The organism is Pectobacterium parmentieri (assembly GCF_001742145.1).
GTDB classification, from domain to species: domain Bacteria; phylum Pseudomonadota; class Gammaproteobacteria; order Enterobacterales; family Enterobacteriaceae; genus Pectobacterium; species Pectobacterium parmentieri.
The window spans coordinates 4,905,444-4,919,783 of the sequence record NZ_CP015749.1 but is presented as its reverse complement, the minus strand read 5'-3'; the positions used below and the strand labels follow the sequence as shown (position 1 = coordinate 4,919,783).

The window sequence follows — 14,340 nt, the reverse complement described above, 5'->3', positions numbered from 1 at the left end:
GAGGCGAATAATGGTAACTAGCATTAATATATCACACGTTAACCACAGAGCGGTAAATACCAGTACCAAGGTGGCCAATACTGCTCAACTCCCTCCGCATTTCTGGAACATATTTGGGGTCAAAACTACGACTCTGAATGCTAGAGGTATGACACAACCAGAGCAGCAACGAGAGGAATATGTCAGAAATTCAGAAGCATGGGATTGATATAATAAAATATTCACAAGTTACTAATCGTGGGAGTTTTCAGTAATGAAGACATTCAAAGACACTCAAAATTATTATAACGAAAACAATAGTTCGCTTGATTACAATGAATACTTATCATCATTAAAAAACTTTGATAGATTCATTTTGGAACCTACAGATACACCAAAAGATACATTTGTAAATTCAATGGCATTTTTTGATATAGTATCTCCACGCTATGCCTTTTATTACTCGTGGTTAATAAATTTTAAAGGGAGAATAGAAAATCAATATTTATGTGACTCGATTGCGTATTACGCCATGTTACTTTTTAGTGATTACGGTTCACATAGTAAACATGTTGAATATTTTGATAATCCATTATTTAAACAAGGGATTGGGCTACTTACCTTCATGGCATGTAGAAAATTTGACGTAGTTGATAATTGCTATCCATTCATCATTGATGGATTAAAAACAATGCCTACAGGCGACTTGGGAGAAATCCCCCCCCAACGCTTGGGAATTCTTGCAGTTGAAATGTTAGCAAGCGAACAGAATCAAATAATAGACTGGGATTCAATGGCGATACCATTTGATCACTTTTATAGAAACTTTGTCAGAGAAGCTTTATATTCTAAAAATGAAAGCTTAGTTAAAGAATGGTTGATTGCACTATGTGATAATCACGTAAATTGGAGTGCAAGGCCTACTCTTGTTGAAGAAGAAGTTGACTATATGGGATATGAAATTGAGGAGTCACATCTACTCCTATGGCCATTTGAATACCAGGCTGTGAAAAACTTTCGCGCTAAACATGGGTTAAGTACTCCAGAGATTGATCATCCGTTACTCAAAACGCCAATGGCAATCGATCACCGCCCCGATTTTAGCCAATGGCAAGCACCGGAATGGTTTTATCCATTACTCGATAAGCTCATTGCTATTAATCCGAAAATTTCCTTTGCCAAGGATCTCTTCAAATAATAAATCCTGGTCACAGAAAACATGGAGGTGATATGAGACTGACTCAAGAAGTTTATAAAAACATTACTCGCTACCGCCAGGCCGACTTTGTCCATACTGGTATTGAATATTTACATGAAAATTTCGAACCTTTAATCACCTACAGGAATATTCCTGAATATAATCTGGAACAAGCCATCAACCAAAGCTATGAGTGGGTTGATGAACAAGGACGTCCCAGTCAATTACTGGCAATGAGAACAGTATGTGCTCGTTTGTGCTTCGGTTCATTTTTCATGCATGATCTTCATTATAGTGATTTACATTCAATTATGCGCGAACAATTCGCGGCTGATGAATTAACCGATGACGACCCTGTCTATCACTATATCATGAAATATCGTAGTGACTGGTTAGTTGACTGGTTCAAAGAAAATCGGAAATTGTCTTGGGATTTAATTATTTCCCAGCGATTAGCACCTTTACATTCCCCTAACGGGCAAAATAATCAGCAGCTATTAGATAAGCTGTTTGCCAGTGAGAAACGGGAAAGCATTCAAGGGAATGAACATTGGGAAGCCGTATCCCACAGCCTAAACAAAGCTGCCAGTCAATCATTACCGGTAGCGGCAGGAGAGCATGTTGCGCTGCTGCTAGCTATCGCTCAATATTACGATGGTTATCAATGTTTTAATGATCCCCTAAGGCCACGCTGGTACAGTTGTCAATCAGGCGAAAATGTGCAGGCAATAATCTATCGATTGCAAGACAGCTTCAATTAACCTCTGGAGATAGACTAGAATGAGCAAAGCCGTTGCTTTGAAAGGCCATAACCATACTTGCCCGCTTGTTGACCCAGGCCCGAAACCTCATATTGGTGGCCCGATTAGCCGTTGCCAGCAGAGCTTTGTGACTTTTAATGGTATTCCACTGGCATTGGTTGGAGACAAACTCGTGTGTGTAGGGAGCGGATCAGAGGACAGCATCGTCAGCGGTTCATCTTGTGTCACTATTAATGGTATTCCCGTTGCTCGGATAGGTGATTCTACAGCACATGGTGGTGTCATTGTGGACGGTGAGTCAGGGTTGACGATGGATTAGCCTCGATAAAGCGAATATTGGTATTTTACTCAGAGACACCTCTGGATTTGCCAGAATATCTGAAAAGCCCAACTGCTGCCCCAAGTGTGGTCATAAGTCTTTTCAGGTAGACAAACGGGATAGCATCATATTAGGGAAAACACAGGATGAGGCTTCCGCAGGAATACCTCACCCCGTGATAAGCCCGTGTATCTCGATCAAACAGCAACGACACCTTCTGTCTTTTGCGTATTTTGGAGCGTGAATGGAACCCTATAATCCGCCTACCGATCCCTGGTTGCACATTCTTTACCAGGATCAGCACATCATGGTGGTGAATAAACCCAGCGGGCTACTGTCGGTTCCCGGCCGTGCGCCAGAACACAAAGACAGCGTCATGAGCCGCATTCAGGCTGACTACCCCGCGGCCGAATCCGTTCATCGTCTGGATATGGCAACCAGCGGCGTGATTGCCGTTGCACTCACAAAAGCTGCCGAGCGCGAATTAAAGCGCCAGTTTCGCGAGCGTGAACCTAAGAAATGCTACCTTGCTCGCGTCTGGGGACATATGGCGCAGGATGAAGGCGTTATCGATCTGCCACTGATCTGCGACTGGCCGAACCGCCCGAAACAGAAAGTCTGCTTTGAAACAGGAAAATCAGCACAGACGGAGTATCAGGTACTCTCGCGTGACGATGACGGTACGACACGCGTCAAGCTGATGCCGATTACCGGTCGTTCTCATCAACTGCGCGTCCACCTGCTCGCACTCGGCCACCCTATCCTCGGCGATGGCTTTTACGCACATCCCGATGCCAAAGCGATGGCCCCCCGCCTTTTACTGCACGCACAAGAGTTAGCGATCACACACCCAGCGTTCAATACCCCGATGCACTTTCGTTGTGAGGCAGATTTCTGAGGCAAATGCGCTAGCGGAATTCCCACATTATATTCAGCATGAACGGTTAAGAGATAAAGCATAAGAGAAGTGAGAAAGAAGAGGAAGGATGCGGATTATTTTGCCCGATTCGCACCTTTTAACAGTTCATAGGCGGCCTGAATATCCTGCGCCTTGCGTTTGGCCATCTCCATCATTCTCGGTGAAAGCTTCTTCGCGACCAGCTTATCAGGATGATGTTCGCTCATGAGTTTACGGTAAGCGCGTTTAATCGTAGCGGCATCATCGCTACTGCGCACCCCCAAAGTACGGCAGGCGCTTTCAACCGTTGGCCCACACGGCACCGAAGCCGGGCGTTGACCGCCATAAGAGTGCCCGCCGGAGTAACCCCCATTGGAATAACTACTGCTGCGCCGCTGATGTGATTTGCCATTCTGTCGCGACTGGTTTTGCCGAGACTGCTGCCCTGTGGGGCTTTCCATATTTCGCAAAAAGAACTCAAACTGCTCACGCGTCACGCCCAGTTCATCCGCAATCACATACAGCACACGGCGCTCATTTGGGTGTAGAACACCATCGACAAACGCGACCTGAAGCTGAATTTCCAGAAACATCTTAATTAAATCAAAACGCCCCAGACAGGCATCCCGCAGCTTGCGCAATTTTATTCGCAAAGGGAAATGGCCGGCCTTTCCCTCGCGGAAAGCCCGTTGGGCAGCAGTTCTAGCCTCACCAAACAGCTCAAGGCGATCCATCATTTTGGTCGCGATCTTGATGTCAGCTTCCGTCACCCGACCTTTGGATTTGGTCAGATGCCCCATCGCCTGAAAGGTTGTGAGAAAGAACAGTGACTGACGGGTAGACTGAGCGGAGAAATAATCACGGCGACGCGATGCCTGGACTCTGTCAATCCAATGCCCCATCAGTAAGCCCATGATCACTCCCCAGATGCCAACGCTCGAGGCAATTCCCAGCGCCAACCCCAGCAACTTTCCCCAATACCGCATATACTCCTCAAATCCTCATGCCGTCAGCCAAAAATTGCTTTATCATACCTGTCATTTATCTTTGCACCTAACGGCGGTGCGTATATAAGCGGTGGGGATTTAACACTGGCGCAACGCTAACGAGTGATATAGTCTCTGACCGTTTGCCGACATGATGCCCCTGATGACGGAACACCTGATAACACGTATGAAAAAAAGTTTCCCAACTCTGCTGGCCACTCTGGTTTGGTCGGCGCTTTACAGCCAGCACGCGCTGGCCGATCTCGCTGAACAGTGCATGCTGGGTGTACCCACGTACAACAGGCCGCTGGTAACAGGCGATCCCAATCAGTTGCCGGTCAATATTCAGGCCGACAAAACCGAAGCCAATTATCCCAACAACGCCAAATTCATCGGCAATGTTAATATCCAGCAGGGCAACAGCATCATGACTGCCGAGCAGGTGGAGCTGAACCAACTGGACCCAGCAACGCAGAGCAGCATACCTACGCGCACCATTACCGCGACGGGGAATGTCCACTACGACGACAATCAGGTCATCCTCAAAGGCCCTAAAGCCTGGGCCAACCTGAACACCAAAGATACCGACGTCTATGAAGGCGACTATCAGATGGTGGGTCGTCAAGGGCGTGGTTCCGCCGACAAAATGAAAATGCGTGACAGCAATCGCTACACCATTCTGGAAAACGGCTCTTTCACTTCCTGCCTGCCGGGAGATAATAGCTGGAGTGTCGTCGGTTCGGAAGTAATTCAAGACAGAGAAGAACAGGTTGCTGAAATCTGGAACGCGCGTTTCAAGATTGGTGGCGTACCTGTGTTCTACAGTCCGTATTTACAACTTCCTATCGGTGATAAACGACGCTCAGGCTTCCTGATCCCCAATGCAAAATATGGTAGCAGCAATGGCTTTGAACTGCTGACACCCTATTACTGGAATATTGCCCCTAATTTTGACGCCACCATCACACCGCATCTGCAAACCAAACGCGGCATGCAGTGGCAGAACGAATTCCGCTACCTGGCCACGCCGGGCCTCGGTGTTATTCAGTTCGATTGGCTACCCAGCGACCGTGAATACGCCAAAAGCGCACCGCAGGACGATAATGATACGCGCTGGCTGCTCCACTGGGGCCACAGCGGCGTGATGGATCAGGTGTGGCGTTTTAACGCAGACTATACAAAAGTCAGCGACGATCGCTACTTTACCGATCTGGATTCGCATTACGGCTCAACCACTGACGGCTACGTTACCCAAAAACTCAGTGCAGGTTATGCGAACCAAAACTGGAACACCACACTGTCCACCAAACAGTTTCAGGTCTTTTCCAACGCGACCAGTCGTGATGTCTACCGCGCAGAACCACAGCTTGATATCAATTACTACCAGAATGATATCGGCCCGGTTGATATGCATCTTTATGGTCAGGCGGTAAAATTTACCAACGTCAACGACAACCGGCCAGAAGCCACGCGTCTGCACGTTGAGCCAACGCTAAATCTCCCGCTGGCAAACCGCTGGGCCAGCCTGAATACCGAAGCTAAGCTATTAGCGACGCACTACCAGCAGGATAATCTGGAACGTTACCGTACTTCCTCGACGCCAAACATTGACCAAAGTACCAAAGATGCACTGAAAGACTCGGTGAATCGGGTGATGCCGCAATATAAAGTCGACGGCAAGATGGTCTTTGAACGCGAAATGGACTGGTCGCAGGCTTATACCCAGACGCTGGAACCTCGTGCGCAATATCTGTACGTGCCCTATCGCGATCAGAGCAGTATCCATAGCTATGACTCCACACTCATGCAGACCGACTATTCCGGCCTGTTCCGCGATCGCAGCTACAGCGGCCTGGATCGTATCGCGTCCGCGAATCAGCTTGTGACTGGTGTCACCACGCGAATTTATGATGATGCGTTGGTTGAACGTTTTAACGCTTCTATTGGTCAAATTTATTACTTCGATCGCCCGCGTACCGGTGACCGCAGTACGTCACTCGATAAGAGTGATAACAACGGCAGCCAGGTGTGGGCTGGTGACTCCTTCCTGAAGATCAATGACAGTTGGGGGGTTCGTGGTGGTCTGCAGTATGACAATCGCCTGAACGAAGTTGCACTGGGCGATGCCGTGCTAGAATACCGTCGCGATGCGGAACGTTTGGTACAGTTAAACTACCGTTACGCCAGCCCTGAATATATTCGCGACATGATCCCTAATGTTACGAACCCTGGCTTCCAGCAAGGTATTTCACAGGTTGGTATCACCGCGAGTTGGCCGATCGTAGAGCGTTGGGCGGTTGTGGGTGCTTATTATTACGACACCAAGGCCAATCAGCCAGCAAACCAACTCATTGGCTTACAGTACAACACCTGCTGCTGGGCTGTGAGCGTCGGCTATGAACGTAAAATTACCGACTGGAACAGCGCTAGCCGTAGCAGCGAATACGACAACAAAGTGTCATTTAATATTGAATTACGTGGTTTAAGCAGCAATTACAGTCTGGGTTCCGACAAAATGCTGCGTTCAGGCATTTTGCCTTACCAGCGCGCATTCTGATGTCATCCAGAGTGTTAGTAACAAACAGGCTGTCTCACTGAAACGTTGAAACTTTTAACCCGCCTTGCGGATGAAATAATGGGAAAGGTATGAAGAACTGGAGAACGCTTATTCTCGGATTGGCACTGAGTGCCTCTACCGCGTTCGCAGCACCACAGGTGGTTGATAAAGTCGCAGCAGTCGTCGATAACAGCGTCGTACTGGAAAGTGATGTAAACAGTCTTTTGCAATCGGTCAAACTGAACGCCCAACAGGCCGGGCAACAGTTACCCGATGATGCCACGTTACGTCATCAGATTACCGACCGCCTGATCATGGATAACATCATCCTGCAAATGGCGCAAAAAATGGGTATTCAGGTGACGGATGAGCAGTTGGATCAGGCAATCACTAATATTGCCGCTCAGAACCGGATGTCTCTAGATCAGTTAAAGAGTCAGTTGGCTTATGAAGGTCTGAACTACAACACCTACCGTAACCAGATTCGTAAAGAGATGCTGATTTCGGAAGTGCGTAACAACGAAGTTCGCCGTCGCGTAACCGTCCTGCCACAGGAAGTCGATACGCTGGCGAAGCAGATTGCTAACCAGACCGGCGAAAATGATGAGCTGAATCTGAGCCACATCCTGATTCCATTACAGGAAAACCCGACTCAGCAGCAGGTTGATGAAGCGGAAAATCTGGCCACCTCGCTGGTGAAGCAAATCAGTGAAGGGGCGGATTTCGGTAAGCTGGCCATCACCTATTCATCGGATTCTCAGGCGCTGAAAGGCGGCCAAATGGGCTGGGGCAAGTTGCAGGAGATCCCAACGCTGTTTGCTGAACGCTTAACACAGGCACAGAAAGGCCAAGTCGTCGGTCCGATCCGTTCTGGTGTGGGCTTCCACATTCTGAAGGTGAACGACATCCGCGGTGGTAACAAAAGTGTGTCGGTAACCGAAACCCATGCTCGCCATATTTTGATCAAACCTTCTGTCGTGATGACGGACAGCCAGGCGCAAGCCAAGCTGGCCGACGTTGCACAGCAGATCAAAAACGGCAGCACCGATTTCGCGGCACAGGCCAAACTGCTCTCTCAGGATCCGGGATCGGCCAATCAGGGCGGCGACCTTGGCTGGGCTTCTCCAGATATGTACGATCCGGCCTTCCGCGATGCGTTGCTGAAACTGAAGAAAGGCGAAATCAGTCAACCGGTTCACTCCTCTTTTGGCTGGCACCTGATCCAGTTGCTGGACACCCGTCAGGTTGATAAAACTGACGCGGCGCAAAAAGAGCAAGCGTACCGTATGATCTTTAATCGTAAATTCGCTGAAGAAGCGCAAACCTGGATGCAGGAGCAGCGCGCAGCGGCCTATGTCAAAGTGATTAATGGTGCCACTCACTAATGCAGACTGAGAGCAATACGCCACGCGTTGTGATCACCCCCGGCGAACCCGCCGGGATTGGCCCCGATCTGGTGATTGCTCTGGCGCAGCAGGACTGGCCTGTAGAGCTCGTTTGCTGCGCCGATCCTGAGTTGTTATTCACTCGCGCATTGCAGCTATCTATGCCGCTGACGCTGCGTGACTATCAACCCGGCCAGCCCGCACAGCCACAGCGGGCAGGTAGCCTCACCGTCCTACCGATCGCCACACCAGCAACCGTCATTGCAGGCCAACTGAATGTGGCCAACAGCGCTTACGTCGTTGAGACGTTAGCCCGTGCGTGTGATGGTTGCCTGAACGGTGAATTCGCGGCGCTGATTACCGGCCCGGTGCATAAAGGCATTATCAACGATGCTGGTGTCCCCTTCAGCGGGCACACTGAATTTTTCGCCGATCGCAGCAACTGTGACCGCGTCGTCATGATGCTGGCGACAGAAGAGTTACGCGTTGCCTTAGCAACCACACACTTACCGCTCGCTGCCATTTCTGCGGCCATTACCCGCCAGAGTCTGCATGAAGTCATCACGATCTTACATCATGATTTGCAGAAAAAATTCGGTATCACTCAACCGCAGATTTATGTCTGTGGACTGAATCCTCACGCGGGTGAAGGCGGTCATATGGGCCGTGAAGAGCTGGATGTGATTAATCCGGCACTGGACGAACTGCGGCAACAGGGCATCACGCTGATTGGGCCGTTGCCTGCCGACACGCTTTTCCAACCAAAGTATCTGCAACACGCTGACGCCGTTTTGGCGATGTATCACGATCAAGGGCTCCCGGTTCTGAAATATCAGGGTTTCGGGCGCGCTGTTAATATCACACTGGGGCTACCGTTTATCCGCACATCGGTCGATCACGGTACAGCACTAGAGCTGGCCGCAACCGGTAACGCTGACCCCGGCAGCTTCATCACGGCATTAAATCTTGCCATTAAAATGATAAAGAATAGTAATGAATAATCGCGTACACCAAGGTCACTTCGCCCGTAAACGTTTTGGGCAAAACTTTTTAAACGATCATTTCGTGATCGATAGCATCGTTTCGGCGATCCATCCTCAACCTGGTCAGGCTGTAGTAGAGATCGGCCCGGGCCTTGGCGCGTTGACGGCTCCGATCGGCGACAGAATGGATCGTTTTACCGTCATTGAATTGGACAGGGATCTGGCGGCACGGTTGGAAAAGCATCCGACGCTGAAAGATAAGCTGACGATTATTCAGCAAGACGCCATGACGATCGATTTCGCCGCGCTGGCTGAACAGGCTGGGCAACCGCTGCGTGTTTTTGGCAACCTGCCGTATAATATTTCCACACCGCTGATGTTTCATTTGTTCACCTATACTCAATCTATCCGCGACATGCACTTTATGTTGCAGAAAGAAGTGGTTAACCGTTTGGTGGCGGGGCCGAACAGCAAAGCCTTTGGACGTCTGAGCGTTATGGCACAGTATTATTGTCAGATAATCCCGGTGCTTGAAGTGCCACCGGAAGCATTCAAGCCCGCGCCTAAAGTCGATTCTGCCGTAGTGCGACTCGTGCCTCATGCCGTGATCCCTTATCCGGTCAGTGATATTCGCGTGCTGAGTCGCATCACAACGGAAGCGTTTAATCAGCGCCGCAAGACTCTGCGTAACAGCCTCGGTAATCTGTTCACCCCAGAAACGCTCACCGAACTGGGTATCAATGTCACCAGCCGTGCAGAGAATGTGACCGTTGAGCAATATTGCCGGTTGGCGAACTGGTTAAGCGAGCACCCGGCAAAACAGGAATAACTGGAGTTCATCATGATTAATGCGCCCCGTGTTTGTGTACAGGTTCAGAGCTTCTACGTGGAATCACAATCGGAGCCTGATGAAGAACGTTTCGTGTTTGCTTACACGATTACGGTTCGCAATCTGGGGCGTCATGAAATCCAGCTTCTGGGGCGTTATTGGCTAATCACTAACGGTAACGGCCGGCAGACCGAAGTTCAGGGGGAAGGCGTAGTCGGCGAACAGCCGATTATCCAACCTGGCAGCGAATTTCAATATACCAGCGGTGCCGTCATGGAAACGCCTCTCGGCACAATGGAAGGCCATTACCATATGATTGACCATCAGGGTAAGGCATTTCAGGTTCCAATCTCCGTCTTCCGTCTGGCTATACCTTCACTGATACATTAATTATGTCTACCTATTTAGTTGGTGATGTTCACGGCTGTTTAGTTGAACTCAAAGCGTTATTAGCGCAAGTTTCCTTTAATCCTGAGCAGGATACGCTCTGGCTAACCGGTGATTTAGTCGCACGCGGGCCGGATTCGCTTCAGGTTCTGCGCTTCGTTCGTTCCCTCGGTTCATCTGTCCGTATGGTGCTTGGCAATCACGATCTGCACCTGCTGGCCGTTTATGCGGGTATCAGCCGTAACAAGCCGAAAGATCGTCTCAACGATCTCCTCACCGCACCAGACTCAGATGAGCTAATCAACTGGCTACGCCGTCAGCCGATCTTACAGGTTGATGACGATCTGAAGCTGGTTATGGCGCACGCGGGCATCACACCACAGTGGGATCTGCCGACAGCACTGATGTGCGCACGCGAAGTTGAATCGATCCTGAGTAGCGACAGCTATCCGCTTTTCCTTGATGCCATGTATGGCGATATGCCGAACCACTGGAGTCCAGAGATCAGCGGTCTGGCACGTCTACGCTTTAGCACCAATGTTTTTACCCGTATGCGCTACTGCTTCTCTGGCGGGCAGTTGGATATGCTGTGTAAAGAGCCACCGGGTCAGGCACCTTCCCTGCTAAAACCATGGTTTGATCTACCAAGTCAAATCGCTGGGGAATACGCTATTGTGTTCGGCCATTGGGCATCATTGGAAGGGAAAGGCACGCCGGAAAACATTTATGCGCTGGATACCGGGTGCTGTTGGGGGGGAGAAATGACTATGCTGCGTTGGGACGATAAGCGCTACTTTACGCAACCGTCACTCTCATCCAATACCGAACTCTCTGGTGATATTACTCTCTGAAATAGGTGAGTAATACACTGGTGTCGCCATTCCATTACTAGCCGTGTCATCGTCATAGAAAGGGGAAAGTCGTCCCAGACTGAATTTTTTTGGATGATGGCACGGCTAACGCCTCGGCGGGAATCGACCAGATACCGCCACCAAGAAACCCAGCCAGGCCAACGGGTTCTACGCCACCTGTCGGCAATTCGCGGCGGCGTGGATCGCTCAAACGGTCAGTATTCAGATTGCTGCTTCTATTCGTCATACGCACTATCTCCTTCATATCAAACACAGCGGTTTACGTGTATTTCAACTTAATCGCACCTCGACCTATCTACACTTCGATTTAGCGATACTTCAATTTCACTACGCGAACAATGACTTGTTTTATACTAACGATGGCAGATGACGGAAATGTGAATGAAAAAACCCGCTGCGAGGCGGGTTTGAGTCTTCATCGTATTACCGATGGAACGTTATCGCAGAAAAATGCCCTTAGCGGCGTTCCAGAATTTCAAAGCAGTAACTGTGTGAATTGCGCTCATCAGCATCATGGAATTCGCTGAAGACAGACTGCCATTCATCCGGCTCGTAATCAGGGAAATGCGTGTCGCCTTCCACTTCGGCATCAATATGCGTCAGATAAAGACGGTTAGCCTGCGGCAGCATCTGTTGATAAATGCTACCGCCGCCAATCACCATCACTTCCTCAACCTCACCCGCCGCCGCCAGCGCAGCGTCCAGCGACGAGACCCAGGTCACGCGATCGTCATCACCGGGATGATTACTGACGACCACATTCAGCCGGCCAGGCAGCGGCTGACCGATAGAACGGAAAGTATTACGCCCCATAATAATCGGCTTATTAAGCGTATTACGCTTAAACCATGCCAGATCGGCGGGCAAATGCCACGGCATCGCGTTTTCCATACCGATTACGCGATCCACTGCCAGTGCAGCAATCAAACTAATAACCATGGTGAAAAAACCCTGTAGGTCAGAAAATTGCTGACACTATACGGAAAGCCCTTTCGCTCGTCGATATCAAGACTCGACGGAAATGTAATATAAGAGTTTTAAACCCCAGGCCGTTTACGGTAGAGCCAGATCCCCGGTAAAGACAGGCCGATAGAGAGCGCACCGACAATAAAACTGGCCTTTAGGAAATTGGTCATCATGACGCTCATCAGCGCTTCGCTGTAGCCAAGGTGCGAAATCTCCACCACCGAAATCATCGCCGTGTAGGCAGAAATACCGGGAAACATCGGAATAACGGCAGCCACAGTGAAGACTTTCGGATGCGCCAGCAGCCAGCGTGACCAGCGAATGCCGGTGATGCCAATCAGGATCGCCGCCAGAAACGATGCCCATTCGATATTCATGCCAAAGTGTATCGCCAGAAACCGAATGCCATGCCCGACGCCGCCCAACAGTGCGCAGTAAGGCAACACTTTCAGTGGCACGTTGAAGACCATCGCAAACCCCAACGCGGGAACCGCAGCCAGCAACATATCCTGCAAGAACGCCCAAAGTAAACTTAAGCCCATCCGCGTAACCCCCACAGCGACATCGCCATCACCACACCAATACAGGTTGCCAGCGTCAATAAACTCGCCACCGTCCAGCGTGCCAGACCGGTATTTACGTGCCCTTTAAACATATCCGCCACGGCGTTGATCAAGGGAAAGCCAGGAACCAACAGCAGCACACTCGCCGCCATCGCCACCGTCGAGGTCTGAGAAAAAGCTGGCAAGCGCATCAGCAACCCTGACGCCGACGTGGCGACAAACGCCGTAATACAGAAATTGATTAGCGGATTCAGATGTCGTGCCGTAAAGATCTGACGGACATACATCGCCAGACCGCTGGCAATCAGCGTGACAATAAAGGCATCCCACCCACCGCCGTTCAAACGGCTGAAGCAGCCGCAGGAGAGCGCCACAACGGAAACCATCAGCCAACGCGGATAGCGCAGTGGCTTAATATGTCCCAAACGCTTTTCCACGCCCGCCACGTCCAGCAGTTTATGCTCAGCCATGATCACCGCATGCTGCACCTCAATAACAACGTGCATGTTAATGCCGCGATCCACATTCTTCCGCGTTGACGTCAGGCAATGCCCTTGCATGATGGTGGTCAGGACAATCGAATTTGCCGAGATTGAACTCTCAACGCTATCGGCCCCCAGTGCCATACCCAACCTTGAAGACAGTTGCTCCACGACCATACTTTCTGCACCATGCTGCAATAGCAGCAGTGCGCACTGGATGCACAATCGGGTTATTTCCCGCTGCTGTGGCGCTTCACTCATCCGTTTTTCGCCACATAATTGTTTTTCACTACTTAATAGTTCACGGTTCTCACGTTCACTGACCATGTTGTTCTCTCAACCTGCCCCTAAAATTAACCACAAAAAATGAAAGGATAATTGTTAACATATCACCGCCGAATAACCAATAAGTGTGATGCGAATTCATTATTCTGGCGCTATGATTCCCTCGGCCTCTCTCTTTTTTCACCGTCTGGAATGACCATGTTAGAAACATCACTGTTTGTCGCGACGATCGCCACGCTGGGGATGCTCTCTCCCGGCCCCGATTTTTTTCTCGTCATCAGGAATGCCGCGCGCTATCCCCGCGCTGCCGCAATGATGACGGCCATTGGCGTAATCTGCGGCGTGGCAACCCACATGACGTACTGTGTCGCCGGGCTAGCCGTCGTTATCACCACCACCCCGTGGCTGTTTAATGTACTGAAATATGCGGGCGCCGCCTACCTAATCTGGATCGGTATTCAGGCACTATTCACGCGCGGCGGAAGTAAAATGGACGTATCAAACCTGGTGCAGCAAAGCGTCAGCCTGAAAAAAGCGTTCCTGCAAGGTTATCTCTGCAACTTGCTTAACCCGAAGGCCACACTATTCTTTCTGGCAATGTTCACCCAGGTTCTTAATATTCACTCCGGCATCGGTGAAAAGCTGTGGTATGCCATGATTATCTGGGGGCTCTCTGTCGTCTGGTGGCCGCTGTTGGTGGTACTTTTCCAAAGCGAACCGGTACGGCGCGGGTTGGCTAAAGTGCAAAAACTGGTCGATAAACTGCTGGGCACGGTGCTGATCGCGCTGGGCATCAAAGTGGCATTGGGTTAAAACTCAAAACGCTCCCATTAAAAAAGCCAGCGCTGTTACCAACGCTGGCTTTTATTATCAGCTTACAACCTACCGAA

At 50.1% G+C, this 14,340-nt stretch carries 16 protein-coding genes; 11 read left to right on the top strand and 5 right to left on the bottom strand.

Annotation, left to right across the window (positions count from 1 at the left end; translation table 11 throughout):
• Positions 1-253: 253 nt before the first annotated feature.
• The 4 genes from A8F97_RS22380 to rluA all read left to right on the top strand — a co-directional run bounded on the left by A8F97_RS22380 (position 254) and on the right by rluA (position 3,155).
• On the top strand, positions 254-1,177 hold the full coding sequence (locus A8F97_RS22380) for a hypothetical protein (protein WP_069704214.1): 924 nt from the start codon (positions 254-256) through the stop codon (positions 1,175-1,177).
• Between the two features lie 32 nt (positions 1,178-1,209).
• A complete protein-coding gene (locus A8F97_RS22375; RefSeq protein WP_014701477.1) occupies positions 1,210-1,938 on the top strand; it encodes a hypothetical protein in 729 nt (242 codons plus the stop codon).
• Positions 1,939-1,957: 19 nt separating this feature from the next.
• Positions 1,958-2,257, top strand: coding sequence for a PAAR domain-containing protein (locus A8F97_RS22370; RefSeq protein ID WP_014701478.1), 300 nt, complete (start codon positions 1,958-1,960; stop codon positions 2,255-2,257).
• A gap of 244 nt (positions 2,258-2,501) precedes the next feature.
• Positions 2,502-3,155, top strand: coding sequence for a bifunctional tRNA pseudouridine(32) synthase/23S rRNA pseudouridine(746) synthase RluA (gene rluA / locus A8F97_RS22365; RefSeq protein ID WP_014701479.1), 654 nt, complete (start codon positions 2,502-2,504; stop codon positions 3,153-3,155).
• 95 nt (positions 3,156-3,250) lie between these two features.
• Here rluA and djlA read toward each other — a convergent pair whose 3' ends face one another.
• Positions 3,251-4,141: a co-chaperone DjlA gene (gene djlA / locus A8F97_RS22360; protein WP_014701480.1), complete on the bottom strand. Its 891-nt coding sequence runs from the start codon at positions 4,139-4,141 to the stop codon at positions 3,251-3,253.
• Positions 4,142-4,328: 187 nt separating this feature from the next.
• On the opposite strand from djlA, the gene lptD reads away from it, so the two are divergent.
• The 6 genes from lptD to apaH all read left to right on the top strand — a co-directional run bounded on the left by lptD (position 4,329) and on the right by apaH (position 11,133).
• Positions 4,329-6,698, top strand: a complete 2,370-nt coding sequence (lptD, locus tag A8F97_RS22355) for an LPS assembly protein LptD (RefSeq protein WP_033072284.1) — start codon at positions 4,329-4,331, stop codon at positions 6,696-6,698.
• Positions 6,699-6,787: 89 nt separating this feature from the next.
• Positions 6,788-8,083 (top strand): peptidylprolyl isomerase SurA, encoded by a 1,296-nt coding sequence (surA, locus tag A8F97_RS22350; RefSeq protein WP_033072169.1) that lies wholly within the window; start codon positions 6,788-6,790, stop codon positions 8,081-8,083.
• Entirely contained in the window at positions 8,083-9,084 is a 1,002-nt protein-coding gene (gene pdxA / locus A8F97_RS22345) for a 4-hydroxythreonine-4-phosphate dehydrogenase PdxA (RefSeq protein WP_033072170.1), read from the top strand. Before surA ends, pdxA begins: the two co-directional genes overlap by 1 nt.
• Entirely contained in the window at positions 9,077-9,895 is an 819-nt protein-coding gene (rsmA, locus tag A8F97_RS22340) for a 16S rRNA (adenine(1518)-N(6)/adenine(1519)-N(6))-dimethyltransferase RsmA (RefSeq protein WP_014701484.1), read from the top strand. The genes pdxA and rsmA overlap by 8 nt, the downstream gene beginning before the upstream one ends.
• Positions 9,896-9,907: 12 nt before the next feature.
• Entirely contained in the window at positions 9,908-10,285 is a 378-nt protein-coding gene (gene apaG / locus A8F97_RS22335) for a Co2+/Mg2+ efflux protein ApaG (protein ID WP_014701485.1), read from the top strand.
• Positions 10,286-10,287: 2 nt separating this feature from the next.
• Positions 10,288-11,133 carry a bis(5'-nucleosyl)-tetraphosphatase (symmetrical) ApaH gene (gene apaH / locus A8F97_RS22330; protein WP_014701486.1) on the top strand — a complete coding sequence of 282 codons (846 nt, stop codon included), beginning with the start codon at positions 10,288-10,290 and terminating at the stop codon, positions 11,131-11,133.
• A gap of 52 nt (positions 11,134-11,185) precedes the next feature.
• Here apaH and A8F97_RS22325 read toward each other — a convergent pair whose 3' ends face one another.
• The 4 genes from A8F97_RS22325 to A8F97_RS22310 all read right to left on the bottom strand — a co-directional run bounded on the left by A8F97_RS22325 (position 11,186) and on the right by A8F97_RS22310 (position 13,426).
• Positions 11,186-11,380 (bottom strand): hypothetical protein, encoded by a 195-nt coding sequence (locus A8F97_RS22325; protein ID WP_014701487.1) that lies wholly within the window; start codon positions 11,378-11,380, stop codon positions 11,186-11,188.
• Between the two features lie 230 nt (positions 11,381-11,610).
• On the bottom strand, positions 11,611-12,093 hold the full coding sequence (gene folA / locus A8F97_RS22320) for a type 3 dihydrofolate reductase (protein ID WP_014701488.1): 483 nt from the start codon (positions 12,091-12,093) through the stop codon (positions 11,611-11,613).
• Positions 12,094-12,191: 98 nt separating this feature from the next.
• Positions 12,192-12,662, bottom strand: coding sequence for a threonine/serine exporter (locus A8F97_RS22315; RefSeq protein ID WP_014701489.1), 471 nt, complete (start codon positions 12,660-12,662; stop codon positions 12,192-12,194).
• Positions 12,653-13,426: a threonine/serine exporter family protein gene (locus A8F97_RS22310; protein ID WP_069704228.1), complete on the bottom strand. Its 774-nt coding sequence runs from the start codon at positions 13,424-13,426 to the stop codon at positions 12,653-12,655. The genes A8F97_RS22315 and A8F97_RS22310 overlap by 10 nt, the downstream gene beginning before the upstream one ends.
• A gap of 222 nt (positions 13,427-13,648) precedes the next feature.
• Between A8F97_RS22310 and A8F97_RS22305 the strand changes: the two genes are divergently transcribed.
• A complete protein-coding gene (locus A8F97_RS22305; protein ID WP_033072171.1) occupies positions 13,649-14,263 on the top strand; it encodes a LysE family transporter in 615 nt (204 codons plus the stop codon).
• Positions 14,264-14,340 lie beyond the last annotated feature (77 nt).

Bases quoted from the DNA above. Each gene is read 5' to 3' on its own strand.
- A8F97_RS22380 (WP_069704214.1), top strand. From the start codon at position 254: ATGAAGACATTCAAAGACACTCAAAATTATTATAACGAAAACAATAGT.
- A8F97_RS22375 (WP_014701477.1), top strand. From the start codon at position 1,210: ATGAGACTGACTCAAGAAGTTTATAAAAACATTACTCGCTACCGCCAG.
- A8F97_RS22370 (WP_014701478.1), top strand. From the start codon at position 1,958: ATGAGCAAAGCCGTTGCTTTGAAAGGCCATAACCATACTTGCCCGCTT.
- rluA (WP_014701479.1), top strand. From the start codon at position 2,502: ATGGAACCCTATAATCCGCCTACCGATCCCTGGTTGCACATTCTTTAC.
- djlA (WP_014701480.1), bottom strand. From the start codon at position 4,141: ATGCGGTATTGGGGAAAGTTGCTGGGGTTGGCGCTGGGAATTGCCTCG.
- lptD (WP_033072284.1), top strand. From the start codon at position 4,329: ATGAAAAAAAGTTTCCCAACTCTGCTGGCCACTCTGGTTTGGTCGGCG.
- surA (WP_033072169.1), top strand. From the start codon at position 6,788: ATGAAGAACTGGAGAACGCTTATTCTCGGATTGGCACTGAGTGCCTCT.
- pdxA (WP_033072170.1), top strand. From the start codon at position 8,083: ATGCAGACTGAGAGCAATACGCCACGCGTTGTGATCACCCCCGGCGAA.
- rsmA (WP_014701484.1), top strand. From the start codon at position 9,077: ATGAATAATCGCGTACACCAAGGTCACTTCGCCCGTAAACGTTTTGGG.
- apaG (WP_014701485.1), top strand. From the start codon at position 9,908: ATGATTAATGCGCCCCGTGTTTGTGTACAGGTTCAGAGCTTCTACGTG.
- apaH (WP_014701486.1), top strand. From the start codon at position 10,288: ATGTCTACCTATTTAGTTGGTGATGTTCACGGCTGTTTAGTTGAACTC.
- A8F97_RS22325 (WP_014701487.1), bottom strand. From the start codon at position 11,380: ATGACGAATAGAAGCAGCAATCTGAATACTGACCGTTTGAGCGATCCA.
- folA (WP_014701488.1), bottom strand. From the start codon at position 12,093: ATGGTTATTAGTTTGATTGCTGCACTGGCAGTGGATCGCGTAATCGGT.
- A8F97_RS22315 (WP_014701489.1), bottom strand. From the start codon at position 12,662: ATGGGCTTAAGTTTACTTTGGGCGTTCTTGCAGGATATGTTGCTGGCT.
- A8F97_RS22310 (WP_069704228.1), bottom strand. From the start codon at position 13,426: ATGAGTGAAGCGCCACAGCAGCGGGAAATAACCCGATTGTGCATCCAG.
- A8F97_RS22305 (WP_033072171.1), top strand. From the start codon at position 13,649: ATGTTAGAAACATCACTGTTTGTCGCGACGATCGCCACGCTGGGGATG.